The organism is Pseudomonas sp. Z4-7, from assembly GCF_051131965.1.
In the GTDB taxonomy this organism is placed as follows: domain Bacteria; phylum Pseudomonadota; class Gammaproteobacteria; order Pseudomonadales; family Pseudomonadaceae; genus Aquipseudomonas.
Genome location: NZ_CP071642.1, coordinates 2,086,267 through 2,106,471, shown reverse-complemented (window position 1 = coordinate 2,106,471; position 20,205 = coordinate 2,086,267). Strand labels below are relative to the sequence as shown.

The window sequence follows — 20,205 nt, the reverse complement described above, 5'->3', positions numbered from 1 at the left end:
GATGTATTAGAGCCGTATCAATCGGCGAACATTTTCCGCCCGTTTAACTTTATCAAACTTCATAATCAAAGAAACATCGATATCCTCAGAATCCATAAATGCCATATTATCAAAAAGAGAAAACATTTTTTGGGAATCCGCATCAAAACTATTTTTATTGAGCGGCTTCAACATGGAGAATTTTTCTACGTAGTACTTCAAACCTTCCCCATCAGGAGTTAAACAATTCAGCAGTAGCATTTGCATCTCATATGACGACAATTGACCTCTCAATATATTTGCATAAAATCGCTTCTGATCATAATTCATTTTTATGGTTCTTCGAACAGAGCGGCCCGACACTCCCTCAGGGAAGTTCGAGACATGAAACCTTGAATTGTCTATCATCTTGCAAATCTGGTACATATTTCTGAAATAGTGACCGAGAGCGTTATCGCCACGAGACATTAACTCGGACGCCAAGTGTTTAATGCTGACTTCCGTTACATACTTCTTTGAACAAAAATCCTTCAGCTCCTTACTGAACTCAACAAAAACTCCGCGCCCACGGCTCCTACTCCCAGGCACCTCCGTATCAGATAAAAGACGTGCGTGAACTTCAAGCATCCGAAAATATACCGATTCGAAATTTTGCCTTTCAAAAACCTGGGTCTGCTTGATTAAAGTTCTATTGGCTATCTTAGTTTCCTCTCTTGCCTCCGCCAACTCTTTACTTTGAATCCTAATTGTATAAAGAACCGCGAGAATCGCGACAAAACTCAGAATAGGGTTAAGAACCCCACCAAAAAAATCACCCAGTTGCCCCCAATACTGAATAAACTCCATCTGTTTGAATTCAACAAAAGGAATATCTTTGTCCTGCAAAAAGCGTCTACACAAAAGCCACGACACGAACGTAATCGCGCCTCCTGCAAAAGTAAGAACCAAAATAGTAAACGCAGCGGCGTGCAGCTTCTTAAAAAAATAGACGATCGCTCTAATGGCAAAAAAAGTCATTGAATTAGTTATCGTTCTTACAACAAGCACTATTCGTTTTGTTCTTAATTCCATACAGCCTCAATTACGCCCGCAACCTTTGCTAAGCGAAAGAAAATTCATGATTGATGCGAACGCCAATCGATGCACGACTAGCATGCTCACCAACTCAGCCGGTACTCGAATCCGATTACGACAACATCGCCTCTATTAATTGATTTACCAACGATACCTACAACCAAAAAAGTTTGATAGCCGCTATAGCGGCAAGGACGACTCATACCTGAAATAAAGGAACGGCCGTTCCTGTTCTCGGCGCCGATGGTGCGCGCCATCCTGGAGGACCGAAAGACGGTCATGCGCCGGCCGGTGAAAGGCATTGCGCTGAAATGGCTGGAAGAGTTCGTTCCGGAGTTCGTTGTACACTCAGCGAGCGGACTTTGCCCGTGCGGCAATCCCGGCGACCGGCTGTGGGTGCGCGAGTCCTAGCAAGCTGACGCTCAGATGGATTCTGTCGCGCCGCGAGAGCTGAGCCAGGGCGAGCCGATCCGGTACCCAGCAGATTGGAACTTCCGGCAAAAACCGGTTGCGCGATGATCAAGCCAGGGAGAATCCGACCCTCGACTCATATGCCGCGCTGGGTCAGCCGCATCCTGCTGGAGGTCACCACCGTCCGCGTCGAGCGGTTGCAGGACATCAGCCGAATCGATATTCGCGCCGAAGGACTGCAGTGCCCGCCTGAACTGGCAAGCGACGACGTATCTCCCAACTACCGCGACTGATATCCCGCAGCGTGGCGTGAACTTTGGGAATCCATCAACGGCGCCGCGTCCTGGCGCTCGAACCCCTGGGTCTGGGTAGTCAAATTCAAGCGGGTGACGCCATGATCCTCCCCCTGCTCTACATGGCCCACCTGATATACAGGGGAACGAGGCCATGACCAGGATTGTTTGCCTATTCAGTTGCGGTGCCGCCTCTGCCGTCGCCACCAAGATTGCGCTCGCCCAGTACGGCGCGACCCACGACGTTCAGATTATCAACGCGTTTCTCGCTAATGATCATGAAGACAACCGGCGCTTTCTGTTGGATTGCCAAGAATGGTTCGGTCAGAACATCGTGCAACTGCGAGACGAGAAGTACGGCGCCGATATCATCCAGGTATTCCTGCGCGAACGCTTCATGAAAGGCCGCAACGGGGCGCCCTGCACCAAGCTGCTAAAGCGCCGGTTGCTCGACTCTTGGAAGCAGCCAGGCGACGTGATCGTTTTCGGGTACACCGCTGAAGAGGCTGATGGCTTGGAAGACTTTCGCGATCGAAATCCTGATCGCCCTGTGATTGCCCCTCTGATTGATGCCGGACTGGGGAAGGACGACTGCAAGGCAATGGTCGAGCGCGCGGAGATTGAATTGCCGCTGATGTACCGCTTGGGCTACGACAATGCCAACTGCATTGGCTGTGTGAAAGGTGGCGAAGGCTACTTCCGAGCCATCCGGGAAGATTTTCCGGAGCAGTTTGAAGAGCTATGCGTGATTCAGGACGAACTGGGTGAAGGCTCATACCTGTTTCGCGATCGCACCACCAATGTCCGCTTCTCCCTGCGCGACATCGGCGACGGCCCAGTGCGGCGCAACGAGAAAATCCCCTCTTGCTCTTTCTTCTGCGAGATGGCCGACGCCGACATTGCCGACAACGGCTAACCCCTCCCCTAACTTAACAGCCTGCCGGTGAACGGCGGGCGAGGATTTCCTATGCCTGATCAAAAATCTTTGCTCCGTGATGTGGCGATCGATGCGATCTCCGATATCGCCCAGCAGCTGCCGCTCAACTGCCAAATGTTCTTGGTGGTGTGCCGTCCCGGCAAGGACGACTTCGACTGGTCCTGCCCTCGCCCGAGGCAAACCTGAACAACGCCCACGACGCGACGCGCCGCCAGGGCCTGAGCATCGACGGCGACAACGCCTACAAGCGCGACCTGTGCGACATGATTATCGGCGCGCTGGCTGTGGGCGCGCAGAACTCCAACCCACCGCCGGCCGGCCACTTGGGCCAGCGCTTCTGGGATATGGCCGGGAGGAGCGCGAGCAGCACGAAGAAATGGTCGCGACGCTCCGTGAGTCTCGGCAAGTGATCGCCATGGCGCATAAGGCTGGGGCGCCCGACTGGTTCGATACCGATCAAAAGGTTGCGCTACACGTCACTGTGCAAAGGATCGACGCAGCCATTGCCAAAGCCACCCAATAACCACCTCCTGCCGCCACGCGCGGCATGGAGCACACAGATGAAAAAGAGCTGATCAAGATCAGTGAACTCCAGCGCCGGCGCTGGGGTGAAAACGGCACACCACCCTGCCCCCGGGCGATCCGCATAACCTCCGCAACGGCCAGGTGCCCGGCGAGCAAATCGGGAAACTCTGGTACGTTGATTGGACAGCATTCAGCCGGTCGGACGGTAATGATCTGGTCGCAAAGGCATTGAAAGGAGCTGCATGATGGTCCCACGGCGCGCAACAGGCGAACAAGAGCCTGCCGCAGACCAAATCACGATCCGGATGATTGCCGAAATGCTGGATGCGCTCACCCCGAGCACTGCAAATCAGTGCCGCGCGCTGCTGATCGACATCTTCAACCACGCAGCGGCCAAGGGCCTATGCCCGGACAACCCGGCGGCCAGCACCATCAACCGGATCGAGAAGAAGCAGCGCAAGCGGCACACCGTTGAAGGCCTGAAGGCCATTCGAGAAAAGTCGCCGGCCTGGCTGCAAAACGCAATCGACCTGGCATTGATCAATGCTCAGCGGCGCACTGACATCTTGAATATGCGATTTGATGGGGTTCGGGAAGGCTATCTGTACGTGGTACAGCAGAAGACGGCCAAGGCCAGCGACGCTGCCTGGATTCGTTTCAAGGTGACCGAAGAACTCCAAGCCGTCATCAGCCGATGCCGGGACGATATCGCTTCCCCGTATCTAGTCCATCGGCGCCCGGATCGCCTGAAACAGAAGCAGGCGCAAACAAAGGACCACTGGACTCAAGTCGAAGAACGATATTTGACGCGAGCCTTCAAAGAGGCCCGGGAAGCGGCGGGTTGTTACAAGGGGCGGAAGGAAGAAGAAATGTCGGGCTTCCACGAAGTTCGAGCATTGTCGCTGCACCTGCACCAAAAAGCCGGTAAGGATGGGCAAAAGATAGCCGGTCACGCCAGCGAAAGCATGACCAGAAACTACCAGAAGGATCACGCGGATATCGTGTGGTCGGAGGCAATCCCCGACCTGAATATCAGCGAAATCATTGGATAGTTTTGCGCGGGTTTTGCGCAGACACAAAAAAGCCGATCTATCTGATCGGCTTAAGTGTCTGACTCTACTCAGAAAATATGGTCGGGACGGAGTGATTCGAACACTCGACCCCTAGCACCCCATGCTAGTGCGCTACCGGACTGCGCTACGCCCCGACTAGGCGTGAATCTTGTTCCGCTTCTCAACGGAACGCTCAGGAATATATCGCAAGCTTTTGAAAACTGGAAGTATTTAAAAGCAGAAATTTATTTCTTGAGCACCACCAGCACATCTTCAAGCTCGGCGATCATCTGGCGGATCATTTGTTTGTACTGGGTTGTGTCGTCTTTGGCCTCATCACCGGAGAGGCGCAGGCGCGCGCCGCCGATGGTGAACCCCTGGTCATACAGCAACGCGCGGATCTGGCGGATCATCAGCACGTCCTGGCGCTGATAATACCGGCGGTTTCCGCGGCGCTTGACCGGGTTGAGTTGAGGAAACTCCTGCTCCCAATAGCGCAGCACGTGCGGTTTTACCGCACACAGCTCGCTGACTTCACCGATGGTGAAGTAGCGTTTGCCTGGGATGACGGGTAGCTCATCGTTATGACTTGGTTCCAGCATAAGCCTCAACTCGGGCCTTCAACTTCTGCCCTGGACGAAAGGTGACCACACGGCGAGCCGTGATCGGGATTTCTTCTCCCGTTTTCGGATTGCGGCCAGGCCGCTGGCGTTTGTCCCGAAGGTCGAAATTGCCGAAACCAGACAATTTGACCTGTTCGTTGTCTTCGAGAGCGTGCCTGATTTCTTCGAAAAACAGTTCGACCAATTCTTTGGCCTCCCGTTTATTCAGGCCCAACTCCTCATACAGACGTTCCGCCATCTCAGCTTTCGTCAGAGCCCCCATACGTCACTTCCTTAACGTGGCGTTCAACCTGTGTTCGAGCGAGGTGAGGATATTCTGCGTTGCGGTATTCACCTCATCGTCGTTAAGAGTGCGCGATGGATGCTGCCAGGTCAAGCCGACTGCAAGGCTTTTTCTATGCGGATCAATGCCTTTACCCTGATACACGTCAAATAGCCTGAGGTCCGTCAGCCATTCGCCTGCATTTTCACGGATTACTGCCAGTACGTCGCTGGATGCAACGCTGACATCGGCCACCAGGGCAAGGTCACGACGCACTTCAGGAAAGCGCGACAACTCCTGGAATTTCGGCATTTTTCCTTGAGCGACTTCGGCCAGCACCAGCTCGAAAACGAAGACCGGACGGTCGAGGCCCAGGGTCTTCGACAATTCAGGGTGAATCGCCCCGACATAACCGACTTCGCGCCCGTCTCGCTCGATGCGTGCGGTTTGGCCCGGGTGCAGCGACGGATGCTTGCCCGGCACGAAGGTGAACGCGTCAAGCGCGCCGGCGAAGCCCAGCACCGCTTCCACGTCAGCTTTTACGTCGAAGAAATCAACGACATCGCGACCTTGCGCCCAGCCTTCCGGCAGGCGGCTGCCACAGACGACACCGGCCAGCATCGGCTCTTGCTTCAAGCCGTCCAGTTGCCCAACGAAGCGCAGGCCACTTTCGAACAGACGCACGCGGTCCTGCTGGCGGTTCAGGTTGTGCTGCAACGACTTGACCAGGCCCGGCCACAAGGACGAACGCATGGCCGCCATGTCGTTGGAGATCGGGTTGGCCAGCAGCAGCGGCTCGACACCCGGGCTGAACAGCTCGAACTGGCGCGGATCGATGAAGCTGTAGGTGATCGCTTCCTGATAACCACGGGCCACCAGCAGGCGGCGCAGTTCCGGCAGCTCGCTGCGCGCCTCAGCCTTGGCCTGTGGAGCCAGACGGGCTTGCGGGTAGCGAACCGGCAGACGGTTGTAGCCGTACAGGCGGGCCAGTTCTTCGATCAGGTCGACTTCCAGGCTGATATCGAAGCGGTGGCTCGGCACTTCAACCTGCCACTGCCCTTGCCCATCGGCGCGGATGCCCAGGCCCAAGGCGCTAAGCAGGCGCTCGACTTCGGCCGAGTCCATTTCCATGCCCAGCATCTGGGTGATGCGTTGGGCGCGCAGGGTCACCGGCGCGATCTTCGGCAAATGCTGCTCGCTGACCGTCTCGATGATCGGGCCGGCTTCGCCACCGGTGATTTCCAGCAGCAGGCCAGTGGCGCGCTCCATGGCTTCACGGGCCAGTTGCCAGTCCACGCCACGCTCGTAGCGGTGCGAGGCGTCGGTGTGCAGGCCGTAGGAACGGGCCTTGCCAGCGACGGCGATCTGGTCGAAGAACGCGCTCTCGAGGAACACATCACGGGTCGTCTTGGAGACGCCACTGTGCTCGCCGCCCATCACGCCGGCAATCGCCAGGGCGCGGGTGTGGTCGGCAATCACCAGTGTGTCGCTGCGCAGGGTCACTTCCTGGCCGTCGAGCAGTACCAGCTTCTCGCCTTCGTCGGCCATGCGCACGCGGATGCCGCCGTTGATTTCAGCCAGGTCGAACGCGTGCAGCGGCTGGCCCAGTTCGAGCATCACATAGTTGGTGATGTCGACGGCCGCGTCGATGCTGCGCACGTCGGCGCGCCGCAGGCGCTCGACCATCCACAGCGGGGTCGGCTTCGACAGGTCGACGTTGCGGATTACACGACCCAGGTAACGCGGGCATGCGGCCGGCGCGAGAACTTCAACCGGGCGCACTTCATCATGCACCGCCGGAACGACCGCGACCGCAGGGCGGGTAACCGGTGCGTCATACAAGGCGCCCACTTCGCGCGCCAGACCGGCGAGGGACAGGCAGTCGCCACGGTTCGGCGTCAGGTCGACTTCGATGCTGGCATCGTCCAGGCCCAGGTATTCACGAATGTCCTGGCCAACCGGTGCGTCGGCCGGCAGTTCCATCAGGCCGTCATTGCCTTCGCCGATCTGCAGTTCGGCCTGGGAGCACAACATGCCGTTGGATTCGACGCCGCGCAGCTTGGCTTTCTTGATCTTGAAGTCGCCCGGCAGTTCGGCGCCGATCATGGCGAACGGAATCTTCAGGCCCGGGCGCACGTTGGGCGCGCCGCAGACGACCTGGAAGGTCTCCGCGCCATTGCTGACCTGGCAAACCCGCAGTTTATCGGCGTCCGGGTGCTGCTCGGTGCTCAGCACCTCGCCTACGACCACACCGCTGAACTCACCGGCGGCCGGCGTCACGCTATCGACCTCAAGGCCGGCCATCGACAGGCGAGCAACCAGCTCGTCCTGGCTTACCTGCGGGCTTACCCAGCCGCGCAGCCATTGTTCACTGAATTTCATCCTGCTCCCCTTAATAAATTCGTTACCGACTGCGACCTAGCGAAATTGCGCAAGGAATCGCAAGTCGTTGTCGAAGAACAGGCGCAAGTCATTCACACCGTAACGCAGCATGGCCAGGCGCTCGACGCCCATGCCGAAGGCAAAGCCGGAGAACTCTTCCGGATCGATCCCGGACATGCGCAGCACGTTCGGATGAACCATGCCGCAGCCCATGACTTCCAGCCAGCCGGTCTGTTTGCAGACACGGCAGCCTTTGCCGCTGCACATCACGCATTCCATGTCGACTTCCGCCGATGGCTCGGTGAACGGGAAGTACGAAGGGCGGAAACGCACGGCCAGTTCTTTTTCGAAGAACACCCGCAGGAACTCTTCGATAGTGCCTTTCAGGTCGGCGAAATTGATGTCGCGATCCACTAGCAGGCCTTCAACCTGATGGAACATCGGCGAGTGGGTGATATCGGAGTCGCTGCGGTACACACGGCCTGGGCAGACGATGCGGATCGGCGGCTGCTGCGATTCCATGGTGCGGACCTGTACCGGCGAGGTATGGGTGCGCAACAGCATGTTCGCATTGAAATAGAAGGTGTCATGCATCGACCGGGCCGGGTGATGGCCTGGGATGTTGAGCGCTTCGAAGTTGTGGTAGTCGTCTTCGACCTCAGGGCCTTCGGCGATGCCATAGCCGATATGGGTGAAGAACTGCTCGATGCGCTCCAGGGTGCGGGTCACCGGATGCAAGCCACCGGAAGTCTGGCCACGGCCAGGCAGGGTCACGTCGATGGACTCGGCGGCGAGTTTGGCAGCCAGATCCGCCTCCTCGAACAACGCCTTGCGCGCATTGAGGACCTCTGTGACACGCTCCTTGGCGACGTTTATCAGCGCACCGACCTGCGGACGCTCTTCAGCCGGCAGGTTCCCCAGGGTCTTCATCACCTGAGTCAACTCGCCTTTCTTGCCAAGGTAGTGAACCCGGATTTGCTCCAGGGCATTGATATCTTCAGCGCTTTGCACAGCCTCTAGTGCTTGAGCGACCAGCGCGTCCAGGTTTTCCATGTACAGACTCCAGATACAAAATAGGGGAAGAGCTTTAAGGCTCTTCCCCTATTTAAGACGTTTGACACCTGGGCCCACAGAGGTGAGCCCTGGTGACTGCCGGGGGTACTTAAGCCAAGGTGGCTTTAGCTTTCTCGACAATCGCAGCAAACGCCGCTTTTTCGTTCACTGCCAGATCAGCCAGAACCTTGCGGTCGATCTCGATGGACGCTTTTTTCAGGCCAGCGATGAAACGGCTGTAGGACAGACCGTTAACACGAGCACCAGCATTGATACGAGCGATCCACAGAGCGCGGAACTGACGTTTTTTCTGACGACGGTCACGGTAGGCGTATTGGCCTGCCTTGATTACCGCTTGCTTGGCAACACGGAATACGCGGGAACGCGCGCCGTAGTAGCCTTTAGCAAGTTTCAGAATTTTTTTGTGACGCTTACGGGCAATGACGCCACGCTTTACACGAGCCATGAGTTACTTCCTCTATTCTTGATCCAAAAATTAACGAAGGCGCAGCATGCGCTCGACTTTTGCCACGTCAGACGGATGCAGCAAGCTGCTACCGCGCAGTTGACGCTTACGCTTGGTCGACATTTTGGTCAGGATGTGGCTCTTGAAAGCGTGCTTGTGCTTGATACCGTTAGCAGTTTTCAGAAACCGCTTAGCAGCACCACTTTTAGTCTTCATCTTTGGCATGTTCGGATACTCCGCATTCAGTTGATAAACATAATCGCAAGGCCTGCCGTGCCCTGTTGATTACTTCTTCTTTTTCGGGGCGATGACCATGATCAGCTGGCGTCCTTCCATCTTAGGATGCTGTTCGACCGAACCGTACTCGAGCAGGTCTTGTTCAACCCGCTTGAGGAGTTCCATCCCCAGCTCCTGGTGGGCCATCTCACGGCCGCGGAATCGCAAGGATACCTTGGCCCTGTCCCCGTCACTCAGGAAACGTACCAGGTTGCGCAGTTTTACCTGGTAATCCCCTTCCTCCGTCCCTGGACGAAACTTGATTTCTTTTACCTGAATCTGCTTCTGGTTTTTCTTCGCCGCGGCAATCTGCTTCTTCTTTTCGAAGATCGACTTGCCGTAGTCCATCACCCGGCAAACGGGTGGGACTGCGTCCGCGGAAATTTCCACCAGATCAAGCTTGGCTTCTTCAGCAATACGAAGCGCTTCATCAATCGAGACGATGCCAATCTGCTCGCCATCAGCGCCAATTAACCGAACCTCGCGTGCCGAGATATTCTCGTTGATCGGGGCTTTCGGTGCAGCTCGTTTATCTTGTCTCATTTCACGCTTAATAATAATTACTCCGAATCTGGGCGACCACGCCGGGAAACCGCTTGCGCGAGAAACTCAGCGAATTCGGCGACGGGCATCGAGCCCAGGTCAGCACCTTCACGAGTACGCACAGCGACAGTCTGCATCTCGACCTCCCGATCTCCAATAACCAAGAGAAAGGGAACCTTGAGCAAAGTATGCTCGCGGATTTTAAAGCCGATCTTTTCATTTCTCAAGTCGGACTTGGCACGAAATCCGCTTTGGTTGAGAGTTTTTTCGACTTCAGCGGCAAAATCTGCCTGTTTATCAGTGATATTCATGATCACTGCCTGGGTCGGCGCCAGCCACGCGGGGAACGCACCCTCGTAGTGTTCGATCAGGATACCGACGAAACGCTCGAAGGAACCGAGGATCGCGCGGTGAAGCATGACCGGGTGCTTGCGGCTGTTGTCTTCGGACACATATTCAGCGCCCAGACGGATCGGCAGGTTAAAATCGAGCTGCAGGGTACCACACTGCCAGACGCGACCAAGGCAATCTTTCAGCGAGAATTCGATCTTCGGACCGTAGAAAGCGCCCTCGCCCGGCTGCAGATCGTACGCAAGGCCCGCGCTGTCGAGCGCAGCGGCCAGGGCTGCTTCGGCGCGATCCCACAGTTCGTCGGAGCCGACGCGTTTTTCCGGACGAGTGGACAGCTTCATCTCGACTTCGGTGAAGCCGAAGTCCCGGTAGACGTCCATGGTCAGCTTGATGAACGCGGCGGATTCGGCCTGCATCTGCTCTTCGGTGCAGAAAATGTGGGCGTCGTCCTGGGTAAAGGCCCGCACGCGCATGATGCCGTGCAGCGCACCCGATGGCTCGTTGCGGTGGCAGGCACCGAACTCGGCCAGGCGCATCGGCAACTCACGGTAGCTTTTCAGGCCCTGGTTGAACACCTGCACGTGGCACGGGCAGTTCATCGGCTTGATGGCGTAGTCGCGGTTTTCCGACTGGGTGGTGAACATGTTGTCGGCGTAGTTGGCCCAGTGCCCGGATTTCTCCCACAGGCTGCGGTCAACCACTTGCGGCGTCTTGATCTCCAGGTAGCCGTTTTCGCGCTGGACCTGGCGCATGTATTGCTCGAGCACCTGATACAGCGTCCAGCCATTCGGGTGCCAGAACACCATGCCCGGGGATTCTTCCTGGGTGTGGAACAGGCCGAGGCGCTTGCCGATCTTGCGGTGGTCGCGTTTTTCCGCTTCCTCGATGCGCTGGATGTAGGCCGCCAGCTGCTTCTTGTCGGCCCAGGCGGTGCCGTAGACGCGTTGCAACTGTTCGTTCTTCGCATCGCCACGCCAGTAGGCGCCGGACAGCTTGGTCAGCTTGAAGGACTTCAGGAAACGGGTGTTCGGCACGTGCGGGCCGCGGCACATGTCGACGTATTCTTCGTGGTAGTACAGGCCCATGGCCTGTTCGTCCGGCATGTCTTCCACCAGACGCAGCTTGTAGTCCTCGCCACGGGCCTTGAAGACTTCAATGACTTCGGCGCGCGGGGTGACCTTCTTGATGACGTCGTAGTCTTTCTCGATCAACTGCTGCATGCGCTGTTCGATGGCGGCCATGTCGTCCGGGGTAAAAGGACGCTCGAAGGCGATGTCGTAATAAAAGCCTTCGTCGATGACCGGACCGATGACCATTTTCGCGCTCGGATACAGCTGCTTGACCGCATGGCCAACCAGGTGCGCGCAAGAGTGGCGAATGATCTCCAGCCCCTCTTCGTCCTTGGGCGTGATGATTTGCAGCGTGGCATCGCTGTCGATGACATCGCTGGCGTCGACCAGCTTGCCGTTGACCTTGCCGGCCAGCGTGGCCTTGGCCAGGCCCGCGCCGATGGATGCGGCGACCTCGGCTACGGAAACCGGGTGGTCGAATGAACGTTGACTGCCGTCGGGAAGAGTAATAGTTGGCATGGCGCCTCCTCTCCTAGTGGTGACCCCTACCAAAGGTCACGTGGGTTGGGATGAGCCAGTACAAGATCCAGTCCAGGCCGTTCAATGAAGAACGCCTGCCTTACAGCGGCAGGAGCCTTGCGGCCAACCGGGAAACCGAACCAGAGTGACTGGGATTCAAATCAGGGTTGATCGAACATTTACCGCCGCCGGGGCCTGTTGCCTCCGGAGCCTGAGAAATACCCGAGCCCGGCATCCTAGCACAGATGAACGGTCATCGCCGCGCCTGGATCGAAGCCGGCGTAAACTGACGATTTTTATGCCAGAGTGCTGAACCGAAGCGTCTGCTACGCCTCAGATAACAAGACATCGACCCACAAAGGAGCATCCCCGCATGCGTCTGAACACCCTATTGGCAGTAGTCGCCCCCCTCGCCTTGCTGCTTCCGCTAAGTGCCCACGCCGAATGGCCCAAGGGCGAGCGCGAAAAATACATGGCACAGTGCACTCAAGCGGCGACCCCGCAGATTGGCGCAGCGGCGGCCAAGGCCCACTGCGCTTGTGGTGCGGACGCGATCAAATCCTACCCGGCGAGCGATATCCAGGCGCTGATGGACAATAAGGCCACCCCTGAACTGCAGCAGAAAGCGCTCGGTCAGATCGCCAAATGCAAGGCCAATCCACCCGCAAAAAAATGAGTGATCGAGGCCCCAGAGACGGCTCGGAACAGCTGAAAAGGCTTGGATAAGCGGCTTTTTTCAGGATTTATTCAGGTTTTACAGCTTTTTTTATCGTCTTTACGTTCGGCTGAAAGCCTTTGAAACCGGGCCTTCCAGCCGGTTCAGGGGGTAAAGGAAACACGACTGATTGGCAAACAGCTCGTCCGGGGGGCTCCCAAATCGAACATTTCGACTATGATACCCGGGTGTGCCCAGTTGGCCTGAGCAGCACAGTACACTGAAAATATATGTTTCTTGGAGATACACCATGTCTAATCGCCAAACCGGCACCGTTAAATGGTTCAACGATGAAAAAGGCTTCGGCTTCATCACTCCTCAAGGTGGCGGTGACGACCTGTTCGTACACTTCAAAGCTATCGAAAGCGACGGTTTCAAAAGCCTGAAAGAAGGCCAGACCGTTTCCTTCGTGGCTGAGAAAGGCCAAAAGGGTATGCAAGCTGCACAAGTTCGCCCAGAGTAATTTCCCGGCGCGCTAAAAAAACCCCGTCCATGTGACGGGGTTTTTTATGGCCTGCTGGAAACCGCCTGTCAGCCGCAGCTCACCCGATTGACCACCAGCTTGGCATCGGTGTTGAGGTTGAGGCGATCGGAGCGGTACTCAAGCGTGATCATGTCGTTGGGTTTGAGAATCCGGGCATTCTGCGCGCCGGATCGAGCGCGCGCTTGCTCAAGCAACTGCGGCGAAGCCTGCTTGCCGACGGCAAACTCGGCGGCCTTGGCATCGCAGCGGGTATGACCGGCCTCGGCTGCTACAGGATCAGGCGTCGACTCCGACGTGCTACTGCATCCGCTCAAGAACGTGGCGGCCAACAAAATATTCAATGACACGAGCTTCCAAGGCATGAAGCCTCCTTTTTTCGATGGATAGTAGTGAGCGTGCGACAGCCGGGATGACGCTTGGTTTCAACACCGGCGCTATCATTGCGCCCTCACTGGAAAAACCGGCAGTTTGCCCGAGCACGACCGCCAGTCCAGAGCTGAATCGTGACTGAATATGAACGGTGCTCAATAGATATCGATGTAATCGAAGGGTGGGTTCGGCCAGTTGTCCTTCAGCGCGTTATAGATCTGCATGACCCAGACCTCGTCGCTTGCCGCGACCCGACCAACGTAGCCTGACCCTTTCGCCCATGTCTCGAGCCGGAACCGCAGGCCATCGATTTCAGCACCACCCACGATGCCCGAAGACAGATAGGCGATGCCGTCCTTGGTCACTCGCAGTTGGGTATGCTCGTCATCACTGGCAGAAGCCAGCAATTGGCGAACCGAGTCGAGGGTAAGTCCATCTGGTTTGTTCAGGTCGATCTGCATGCCAGGGCTCCTCGAAAAAATCAAAAGCCAAGTGTCGCATACCGCACTTCTGATGCCTAAGTCGCACTGCCAAACCCGAAGCAAAAATGCTTAACTCAGCCTACTGATCTCCCAACCTGCGAGCCCGACCATGAGCACCGTCAGCATCGAAGCCACCATCAATGCCAAATGGGCCCAGGGCCACAGCTCATACAGCCCGGGCAGCCCTGAGGAACTGGCAATCATCGGCATCGAGTTGTTGGTGAAAGAGCTCGGGACGCAAGGCGCTCAGAACTTCATCCAGCAGGCGTTCGAACGCTACCCGAGCATTATCGAGGCGGTTGACTAGACCACCGCAGGCCGGCGCCTGCGGGGTCGCTGCGAGAAGGTCTACTTGAGGCGGGCCAGCCGCTCGGTCAACAGATCGAAGAACCCCTGGGCATCGCCGTCCTTCACCCAGAAGGCATTCTTGGGCGCCTTGAGGCCGTCGTACCAATCGACGACCGTCTGCCCGAACGTCGGGCCTTCACGACTGTCCACCACCAGATTGACCGAACGCCCGGTAAACAACTGCGGCTTTAGCAGATAGGCGATCACGGTCGCATCATGCACCGGCCCGCCGGTCATGCCGTAGTGCTCCATATCGCCCTTGACGTACTCATTGAGAATATTGCCGACCAGCTTGCTGGCGTTGTTGTTCAGCGCGGCGATCTGCTTGAGGCGTGCCTCGCTGGTGAGGATCTTGTGGGTCACGTCCAGTGGCAGATACGTCAGCTTCAGCCCGCTTTTGGCGACTATCTCTGCCGCCTGGGGATCGGCGTACAGGTTGAACTCCGCCACCGGCGTGATATTGCCGCCGTTGAAATGCGCGCCGCCCATGATCACCACTTCCTTGATGCCCTGGACGATGTCGGGCTCCTGGACCAGCGCCAGGGCCAGGTTGGTCTGCGGGCCCAGCATCGCAATGGTGATGCTGTGTGGCTTGGCGGCCTTGAGCGTGTCGATCAGGTAGTTGACGGCATTGCCCTCGGCCAATCCTTTCTTCGGCTCATGCACCTCGACACCGGACAAACCTTCCTTGCCATGGATGTTTTCGGCGTAGATCGGCGTGCGCATCAACGGCTTCGGGGCACCGGCGTACACCGGAACCTCTTCACGCCCGGCCCACTCGCGAGCAAGGCGCGCGTTGCGGGATGTCTTGTCCAGGCGCACGTTGCCGGCAACGGTGGTCAACGCCCGGATATGCAACTCTTCGGGGGATGCCAGGGCGAACAACAACGCAACCACGTCATCGGCGCCTGGATCGGTGTCGATGATCAGGTCGATTTTTTCCGCCGCCTGGGCGCTTGTAGCCGTGAGCAATGACAAAAGCAGCAGACTCCGCAACAGTTGATGCATTTTCTGAGCATAGCGGTGCATGGCGCACTCCTTGTGCTGGTGGGAAAACCTAGAACGTGACGCCGGCGATCAGCACCACGTTGCAGTATGGAGAACATTCTCCTGTGCGAATGATTGCCCTCGCCTCTCGGCTGAGCGTCTTGAATTGCTCGTGGCTGACCAGCTCCCGCGTGCCCAACGCGCCTTCGGCATGCAGCGCCTGCAACGTGGCCAGGGCCGACGGTTGTCTATCGAGGATTTCCTGAGCCAGCACATGGCGCTCGACCTGCATTTCGCTGAGCACCACTTTCAAGGTACTGACGAAATCCGGAACCCCATGGGTCAGCGCCAGGTCGATCAACTCGACGTGGGGCGGCACCGGCAGGCCGGCGTCACCGATGACCACCTTGTCGCCATGACCGAGGGAGGCGATCAATCGCGACAGGGCGATGTTCAACAGAGGAGTTTTTTTCATGCTTCGAACGCCTGTACTTCCTGCAGGGTTGGAATGGAAGGCTGAGCGCCCGCGCGGGTGACCGACAGTGCAGCGGCGACCTGGCCGAAACGAATAGCCTCGACCTCATTCTTGCCGCTGGCCAGGGCCGCGGCAAACCCGCCGACAAACGTGTCGCCCGCTGCCGTGGTGTCCACCGCCTTGACCCGCGGCGCCGGGAAATGTTCGAAGCTCGAACCGTTGGCGAACATCAGCCCTTGGGCCCCCAGGGTCACGATCACCTTGCCGGCACCGGCGCCGATCAACTGGGTCGCGGCGGCTTCGGCATTTTCCAGGGACTCCACCGCCAGGCCGCTGAGGATCGCCGCTTCACTTTCGTTGGGAATCAGGTAATCGACGCAGGCATACCAGTCGGCGGGCAATGCCCGAGAAGCGGGCGCCGGATTGAGGATGACGGTCTTGCCAAGTTCACGGCCACGCTTGAGCGCATGGCCCACGGTTGCATCCGGCACTTCGAGCTGGCAGATGATGACCTCGGCGCTTTGCAGCACCGCGTCGAAACTGTCGAGCACAGCCGGCGTCAGCTCACCGTTGGCGCCGGCGACGATCACGATCGCATTCTGGCTGTTGTCATCGACTACGATCAGCGCCACGCCGCTGGAACCCTCGACAACGCTGACGGCCTGGCAATCAATGCCTTCGGCCACCAGCGCACCGCGCAGTTGCTGACCGTAGGCGTCACCGCCGACGCAACCGACCATGGACACTTGCGCCCCGAGGCGCGCGGCAGCCACCGCCTGGTTGGCGCCCTTGCCGCCGGGGATGGTCGAAAACGATTCCCCGATCAGCGTTTCACCGCCACGGGGCAGACGTGGCGCACGCGTCACCAGGTCCATGTTCAGGCTGCCTATTACCACTACTTTTGCTGGCATACATCATTACTCGTCAATTCGGTTCAGCGGTATTGGGCGAATGTACCGGACAGCGGTGCAGTCGATTCTCGCAAGACAATGCTGGGCGTCACGATCCGCTGGTCGGTGGCAAGCGTCGGCGTGGCGATCCGGCGTAGCAGCACTTCGGCCGCCATCTCGCCGAGCTGTAGGATCGATTGCCCCACCGTGGTCAGCGCCGGGTAGACGTAACGGCTCATCTGGATGTCGTCGAAGCCGATGATCGACAGCTCGCCGGGCACCCGCACGTTGCGTTCGGCGGCGGCGCGCAGCGCACCGATGCCGATCATATCGTTGGCGGCGAAGATCGCGCTGGGCGGCTGCTGCTCAAGCAGTTGCGCCGCCGCGCGATAGCCGCCGGTACTGGTGAAATCGCTTTCGAGCATGCGCTCTACGGGCAATTCGATCCCCGCCTCTTTCAGCGCACGGCAGTAACCCGCCAGGCGCATCTGCGCCACACTGGTGTCCGCCGGCCCACCGATAAAGGCAATGTCGCGGTGCCCCAGCTCCAGCAGGTGCCGGGTCGCCAGGTACGCGCCATATTCGTGGTCGATACGCACCAGGTCGGCGTCCACCCCATCGAGCCCGCGGTCGACGATCACCATGGGCGTGCGCACGTTGGCCAAGCCCTCGGCCAGGCCGACATCGCCGCCGGCCGACGCCACGATCAAGCCGTCGATGCGTTTTTCCAGCAGCACCCGCAGGTAACTGCGCTGCTTGTCCGGGTTGTCGTCGGAATTGCACAGGATCACGCAATAGCCATTGCGCTCGCAGTAATCCTCGATCCCGCGAGCCAGTTCCGCGAAGTACGGGTTGAGGCTGTTGGGCACCAGCAGGCCAATGGTCGCCGTGGTCTTGGCTTTGAGCGAACGCGCCACCGCGCTGGGCACGTAGTCCAACCGCTCGATGGCCGCCTCGACTTTGCGTCGCACCTCGTCACTGACCGGCCGCGTCTTGTTCACCACGTGGGACACCGTCGTGTAAGAGATCCCCGCGAGCGCCGCCACATCCTTGATCGTCGCCATGCTTCAAGCCCGCCGACTGGCGCGCTGGCTGCGGTACGTATCGAGCACCACCGCCACCACGATCACCGCGCCGGTAATGATCCTTTTGGTCGGCTCGGTCGCGCCGATCTGGGCCAGGCCCGCCGCCAGCACCGAGATGATCAACACGCCGAAGAAGGTACTGATGACCGAGCCGCGCCCGCCCATCAGGCTCGTACCGCCGATGACCACCGCGGCGATGACTTGCAGCTCAAGCCCTGAACCGGCGTTGGGATCGGCCGCCTCCAGGCGCGAAATCTGGAACAGCGCGGCGACACCGGCGAGCAGCCCCATCAGGCTGAACACCAGGATCTTGTAGGGTTTGGGATTGATGCCGGCCAGACGCACGGCCTCTTCGTTGGTGCCGATGCCGATCAGGTAGCGACCGAACACGGTACGGGTCAGCACGGCCTGGGCAATGAAAATCACCAGCAAGGCAATGATGAACGAAGGGGAAATACCGAAGGCGATCGGGTTGGACAACCAGGCGAAGGAGTCGCCGATATAGGCGGTCCGCGAGCCGGTCATCTGGTACGCCAGGCCACGGGCCATTTCCAGCACGCCCAGCGAGACGATGAACGACGGGATGCGCCACGCTACGGTAATCGAACCGGTCACCGTCCCGGCCAGCGCCGCCACGGCCATGCCGAGCAAGGCCGACGGCCAGACGCTCCAGCCCCAGCCGAGTACCGCCACGCTGACGGTCGAGGCCGCCAGCGCCAGCACCGAGCCCACCGACAGGTCGATGCCGCCGATGATCAGGATGAACGTCATGCCGACCGCCAGTACCATCAGGTCCGGAATCTGGTTGGCAAGGGTGCTGAAAGTGTCGTAGGAAAGGAAATGGCTGCTCAGGACCGAGAACAGCGCGACCATGGCCAGCAAGGCGCCGGCCAGGCCCAGGTAGGTGCCAAGGCCATAAAAGTTGCCATTCGATTTGCCGACGGCAGGAGCGGTTTTCATGAGAGTTCCCTAGGCGCTGCTTCGTTGAGCAACGCATCACGTTTCTGGTAGCCGGCGAACGCGGCGGCAAGCAAGTCATCCTGGGTCCAGCTGTCGCGCTCGAAAGTGTCGATCAGGCGCCCGGCGGACAGCACGCCGATCCGGTCGCAGATCAGCATCAGTTCCCGCAGGTCACTGGACACCACGACCAGCGCCTTGCCCTGGCGAGTCAACTCACCAAGCAGCGCATAAATGTCGAATTTGGCGCCGACGTCGATGCCCCGGGTCGGCTCGTCGAACAGCAATACCGAGCAATCGCGTTCGAGCCAGCGGCCGATCACGACCTTCTGCTGGTTGCCGCCGGACAGTTCCGACACCAGCTGCGTCGGGCTGGAGCTGCGGATGCGCATGGCATCGATCTGCCGCTGCGCCAGCGAGAGTTCCTCGCTGCCGTTGACGAAACCGCCACTGGAAATCTCCGGCATGTTGCCCAAGGCAATGTTGGCCGCGATGGATTGGGTCAGCAGCAAGCCTTCGCCCTTGCGATCCTCGGTAATCAAGGCGATGCCATGAGCTACCGCGTCGGCCGGCGAGCGAATGCTCACCACCTGCGCCGGTGAACCCAGCGCCACCGTGCCGCTGTCGGCCGCATCGGCGCCGAAGATCAGCCGCAGCAGCTCGGTGCGCCCCGCCCCGATCAGGCCGGAAATACCGAAGATTTCGCCACTGCGAACTTCAAAGGACACATCGCGAACCTTGTCGGAACGGCTCAGGCCCTTGACCGTCAGTGCCGGTGCGCCGATCTGGCGCGGGCCCAGGTCGATGTGCTCGCCCAGCTCGCGACCGACCATCAGCGTCACCAGTTGCTCGCTGTTGTAGTTGGCCATCGGCTCGACGCAGACCAGGTTGCCGTCGCGCAGGACCGCAATGCGCTGGGCCACCCGCGCCAGTTCTTCGAGGCGATGGGAAATGTAGATGATCGACACGCCGCGGGCCTGCAGACGGGTGATCTGTTCGAACAGCATCTCGACTTCACGGGCCGTCAGCATGGCGGTTGGTTCGTCGAGGATCAGCACATGGCAATCGCCGATCAGGTTGCGGGCGATCTCGACCATCTGTTGGTGACCGATCCCCAGCTCACCGACCAACGTGTCAGGATCGATGGCATCCAGCCCCACCTGGGCCATGGCCTCGACTGCCGCCTTGCGCAATTGCTTGCGGCTGATCCAGCCAGCGTGGCTGGGCAGGTTGTCGAGGAACAGGTTTTCAGCCACGGAAAGGGTCGGCAGCAGGTTGAGCTCCTGCATCACCATGCGCACGCCCAACGATTCAGCCTGGGTCCGGCTGCCGGGACGGTAATCCTGCCCCTGGAATTGCATCTGCCCGGTTGTCGGCGTGACCAGCCCGCCGATGATCTTGGACAAGGTACTTTTGCCGGCGCCATTTTCGCCGGTCAGCGCCAGCACTTCACCGCGCATCAACGTCAGGCTGATATCGCTCAGTACCGGCTGCGCATAGGTCTTGCCGATACCGCTGACGCAAAGGACAGCGTTCGGATCACGAACGGACATAACAAACTCTCCAATGCGCCCGCCCGGACGGGCGAGCGCCGTTG

22 protein-coding genes, 1 tRNA gene and 3 pseudogenes are annotated in these 20,205 nt (G+C 58.8%); 8 read left to right on the top strand and 18 right to left on the bottom strand.

Annotated elements, in window-relative coordinates; all coding sequences use genetic code 11:
• Nucleotides 1-6 precede the first annotated feature (6 nt).
• Complete coding sequence (locus J3P91_RS09500) at nt 7-1,050, bottom strand: putative phage abortive infection protein (RefSeq protein ID WP_434603609.1); 1,044 nt, start codon at nt 1,048-1,050, stop codon at nt 7-9.
• 204 nt (nt 1,051-1,254) lie between these two features.
• Here J3P91_RS09500 and J3P91_RS09495 point away from each other — a divergent pair.
• The 5 genes and pseudogenes from J3P91_RS09495 to J3P91_RS09475 form a co-directional block, all read left to right on the top strand.
• Nucleotides 1,255-1,862, top strand: a pseudogene (locus tag J3P91_RS09495) (hypothetical protein).
• A 49-nt stretch (nt 1,863-1,911) separates the two neighbouring features.
• Nucleotides 1,912-2,673 (top strand): hypothetical protein, encoded by a 762-nt coding sequence (locus tag J3P91_RS09490; protein WP_434603608.1) that lies wholly within the window; start codon nt 1,912-1,914, stop codon nt 2,671-2,673.
• 149 nt (nt 2,674-2,822) lie between these two features.
• Entirely contained in the window at nt 2,823-3,104 is a 282-nt protein-coding gene (locus J3P91_RS09485) for a hypothetical protein (protein WP_434603606.1), read from the top strand.
• 137 nt (nt 3,105-3,241) lie between these two features.
• Nucleotides 3,242-3,465 (top strand): annotated as a pseudogene (locus J3P91_RS09480) (hypothetical protein).
• Nucleotides 3,466-3,500: 35 nt separating this feature from the next.
• Nucleotides 3,501-4,271 (top strand): annotated as a pseudogene (locus tag J3P91_RS09475) (tyrosine-type recombinase/integrase); the annotation flags it as partial.
• Between the two features lie 78 nt (nt 4,272-4,349).
• Here the strand turns inward: J3P91_RS09475 and J3P91_RS09470 are convergent.
• The 9 genes from J3P91_RS09470 to thrS form a co-directional block, all read right to left on the bottom strand.
• Nucleotides 4,350-4,426, bottom strand: a tRNA-Pro gene (locus tag J3P91_RS09470).
• 90 nt (nt 4,427-4,516) lie between these two features.
• Nucleotides 4,517-4,873: a MerR family transcriptional regulator gene (locus tag J3P91_RS09465; RefSeq protein ID WP_003179985.1), complete on the bottom strand. Its 357-nt coding sequence runs from the start codon at nt 4,871-4,873 to the stop codon at nt 4,517-4,519.
• A complete protein-coding gene (gene ihfA, locus J3P91_RS09460) occupies nt 4,854-5,156 on the bottom strand; it encodes an integration host factor subunit alpha (RefSeq protein WP_002553164.1) in 303 nt (100 codons plus the stop codon). Before ihfA ends, J3P91_RS09465 begins: the two co-directional genes overlap by 20 nt.
• A 3-nt stretch (nt 5,157-5,159) precedes the next feature.
• Nucleotides 5,160-7,538 (bottom strand): phenylalanine--tRNA ligase subunit beta, encoded by a 2,379-nt coding sequence (gene pheT, locus J3P91_RS09455; protein WP_434603604.1) that lies wholly within the window; start codon nt 7,536-7,538, stop codon nt 5,160-5,162.
• 36 nt (nt 7,539-7,574) lie between these two features.
• Nucleotides 7,575-8,591: a phenylalanine--tRNA ligase subunit alpha gene (gene pheS / locus J3P91_RS09450; protein ID WP_003203624.1), complete on the bottom strand. Its 1,017-nt coding sequence runs from the start codon at nt 8,589-8,591 to the stop codon at nt 7,575-7,577.
• A gap of 109 nt (nt 8,592-8,700) precedes the next feature.
• Nucleotides 8,701-9,057 carry a 50S ribosomal protein L20 gene (gene rplT, locus J3P91_RS09445; RefSeq protein WP_002553161.1) on the bottom strand — a complete coding sequence of 119 codons (357 nt, stop codon included), beginning with the start codon at nt 9,055-9,057 and terminating at the stop codon, nt 8,701-8,703.
• Between the two features lie 30 nt (nt 9,058-9,087).
• Entirely contained in the window at nt 9,088-9,282 is a 195-nt protein-coding gene (rpmI, locus tag J3P91_RS09440; protein ID WP_002553160.1) for a 50S ribosomal protein L35, read from the bottom strand.
• 60 nt (nt 9,283-9,342) lie between these two features.
• Nucleotides 9,343-9,894 carry a translation initiation factor IF-3 gene (infC, locus tag J3P91_RS09435; RefSeq protein ID WP_169432615.1) on the bottom strand — a complete coding sequence of 184 codons (552 nt, stop codon included), beginning with the start codon at nt 9,892-9,894 and terminating at the stop codon, nt 9,343-9,345.
• Nucleotides 9,894-11,816, bottom strand: coding sequence for a threonine--tRNA ligase (gene thrS / locus J3P91_RS09430; RefSeq protein ID WP_305495660.1), 1,923 nt, complete (start codon nt 11,814-11,816; stop codon nt 9,894-9,896). The genes infC and thrS overlap by 1 nt, the downstream gene beginning before the upstream one ends.
• A 373-nt stretch (nt 11,817-12,189) precedes the next feature.
• On the opposite strand from thrS, the gene J3P91_RS09425 reads away from it, so the two are divergent.
• Together J3P91_RS09425 and J3P91_RS09420 are read left to right on the top strand one after the other, a co-directional pair.
• Nucleotides 12,190-12,492 (top strand): hypothetical protein, encoded by a 303-nt coding sequence (locus tag J3P91_RS09425; protein WP_305495662.1) that lies wholly within the window; start codon nt 12,190-12,192, stop codon nt 12,490-12,492.
• 289 nt (nt 12,493-12,781) lie between these two features.
• A complete protein-coding gene (locus J3P91_RS09420; protein WP_003179963.1) occupies nt 12,782-12,994 on the top strand; it encodes a cold-shock protein in 213 nt (70 codons plus the stop codon).
• 68 nt (nt 12,995-13,062) lie between these two features.
• On the opposite strand, the gene J3P91_RS09415 is transcribed toward J3P91_RS09420, so the two are convergent.
• Entirely contained in the window at nt 13,063-13,377 is a 315-nt protein-coding gene (locus J3P91_RS09415; RefSeq protein WP_434569076.1) for an I78 family peptidase inhibitor, read from the bottom strand.
• A gap of 162 nt (nt 13,378-13,539) precedes the next feature.
• Nucleotides 13,540-13,845, bottom strand: a complete 306-nt coding sequence (locus tag J3P91_RS09410) for a hypothetical protein (RefSeq protein WP_434569077.1) — start codon at nt 13,843-13,845, stop codon at nt 13,540-13,542.
• 130 nt (nt 13,846-13,975) lie between these two features.
• Between J3P91_RS09410 and J3P91_RS09405 the strand changes: the two genes are divergently transcribed.
• Nucleotides 13,976-14,173: a hypothetical protein gene (locus tag J3P91_RS09405; protein ID WP_434569078.1), complete on the top strand. Its 198-nt coding sequence runs from the start codon at nt 13,976-13,978 to the stop codon at nt 14,171-14,173.
• Nucleotides 14,174-14,214: 41 nt separating this feature from the next.
• Here J3P91_RS09405 and J3P91_RS09400 read toward each other — a convergent pair whose 3' ends face one another.
• The 6 genes from J3P91_RS09400 to J3P91_RS09375 are packed head-to-tail and all read right to left on the bottom strand — an operon-like array spanning nt 14,215 to nt 20,161.
• Nucleotides 14,215-15,243 (bottom strand): nucleoside hydrolase, encoded by a 1,029-nt coding sequence (locus tag J3P91_RS09400; protein ID WP_434603602.1) that lies wholly within the window; start codon nt 15,241-15,243, stop codon nt 14,215-14,217.
• Between the two features lie 28 nt (nt 15,244-15,271).
• Nucleotides 15,272-15,676 carry a D-ribose pyranase gene (gene rbsD, locus J3P91_RS09395; protein ID WP_434603600.1) on the bottom strand — a complete coding sequence of 135 codons (405 nt, stop codon included), beginning with the start codon at nt 15,674-15,676 and terminating at the stop codon, nt 15,272-15,274.
• Complete coding sequence (gene rbsK, locus J3P91_RS09390; RefSeq protein ID WP_434603598.1) at nt 15,673-16,587, bottom strand: ribokinase; 915 nt, start codon at nt 16,585-16,587, stop codon at nt 15,673-15,675. The genes rbsD and rbsK overlap by 4 nt, the downstream gene beginning before the upstream one ends.
• 23 nt (nt 16,588-16,610) lie before the next feature.
• Entirely contained in the window at nt 16,611-17,630 is a 1,020-nt protein-coding gene (locus tag J3P91_RS09385; protein ID WP_305495672.1) for a LacI family DNA-binding transcriptional regulator, read from the bottom strand.
• 3 nt (nt 17,631-17,633) lie between these two features.
• On the bottom strand, nt 17,634-18,611 hold the full coding sequence (locus J3P91_RS09380) for an ABC transporter permease (RefSeq protein ID WP_305495674.1): 978 nt from the start codon (nt 18,609-18,611) through the stop codon (nt 17,634-17,636).
• On the bottom strand, nt 18,608-20,161 hold the full coding sequence (locus tag J3P91_RS09375; protein ID WP_434603596.1) for a sugar ABC transporter ATP-binding protein: 1,554 nt from the start codon (nt 20,159-20,161) through the stop codon (nt 18,608-18,610). The genes J3P91_RS09380 and J3P91_RS09375 overlap by 4 nt, the downstream gene beginning before the upstream one ends.
• Nucleotides 20,162-20,205: the final 44 nt, after the last annotated feature.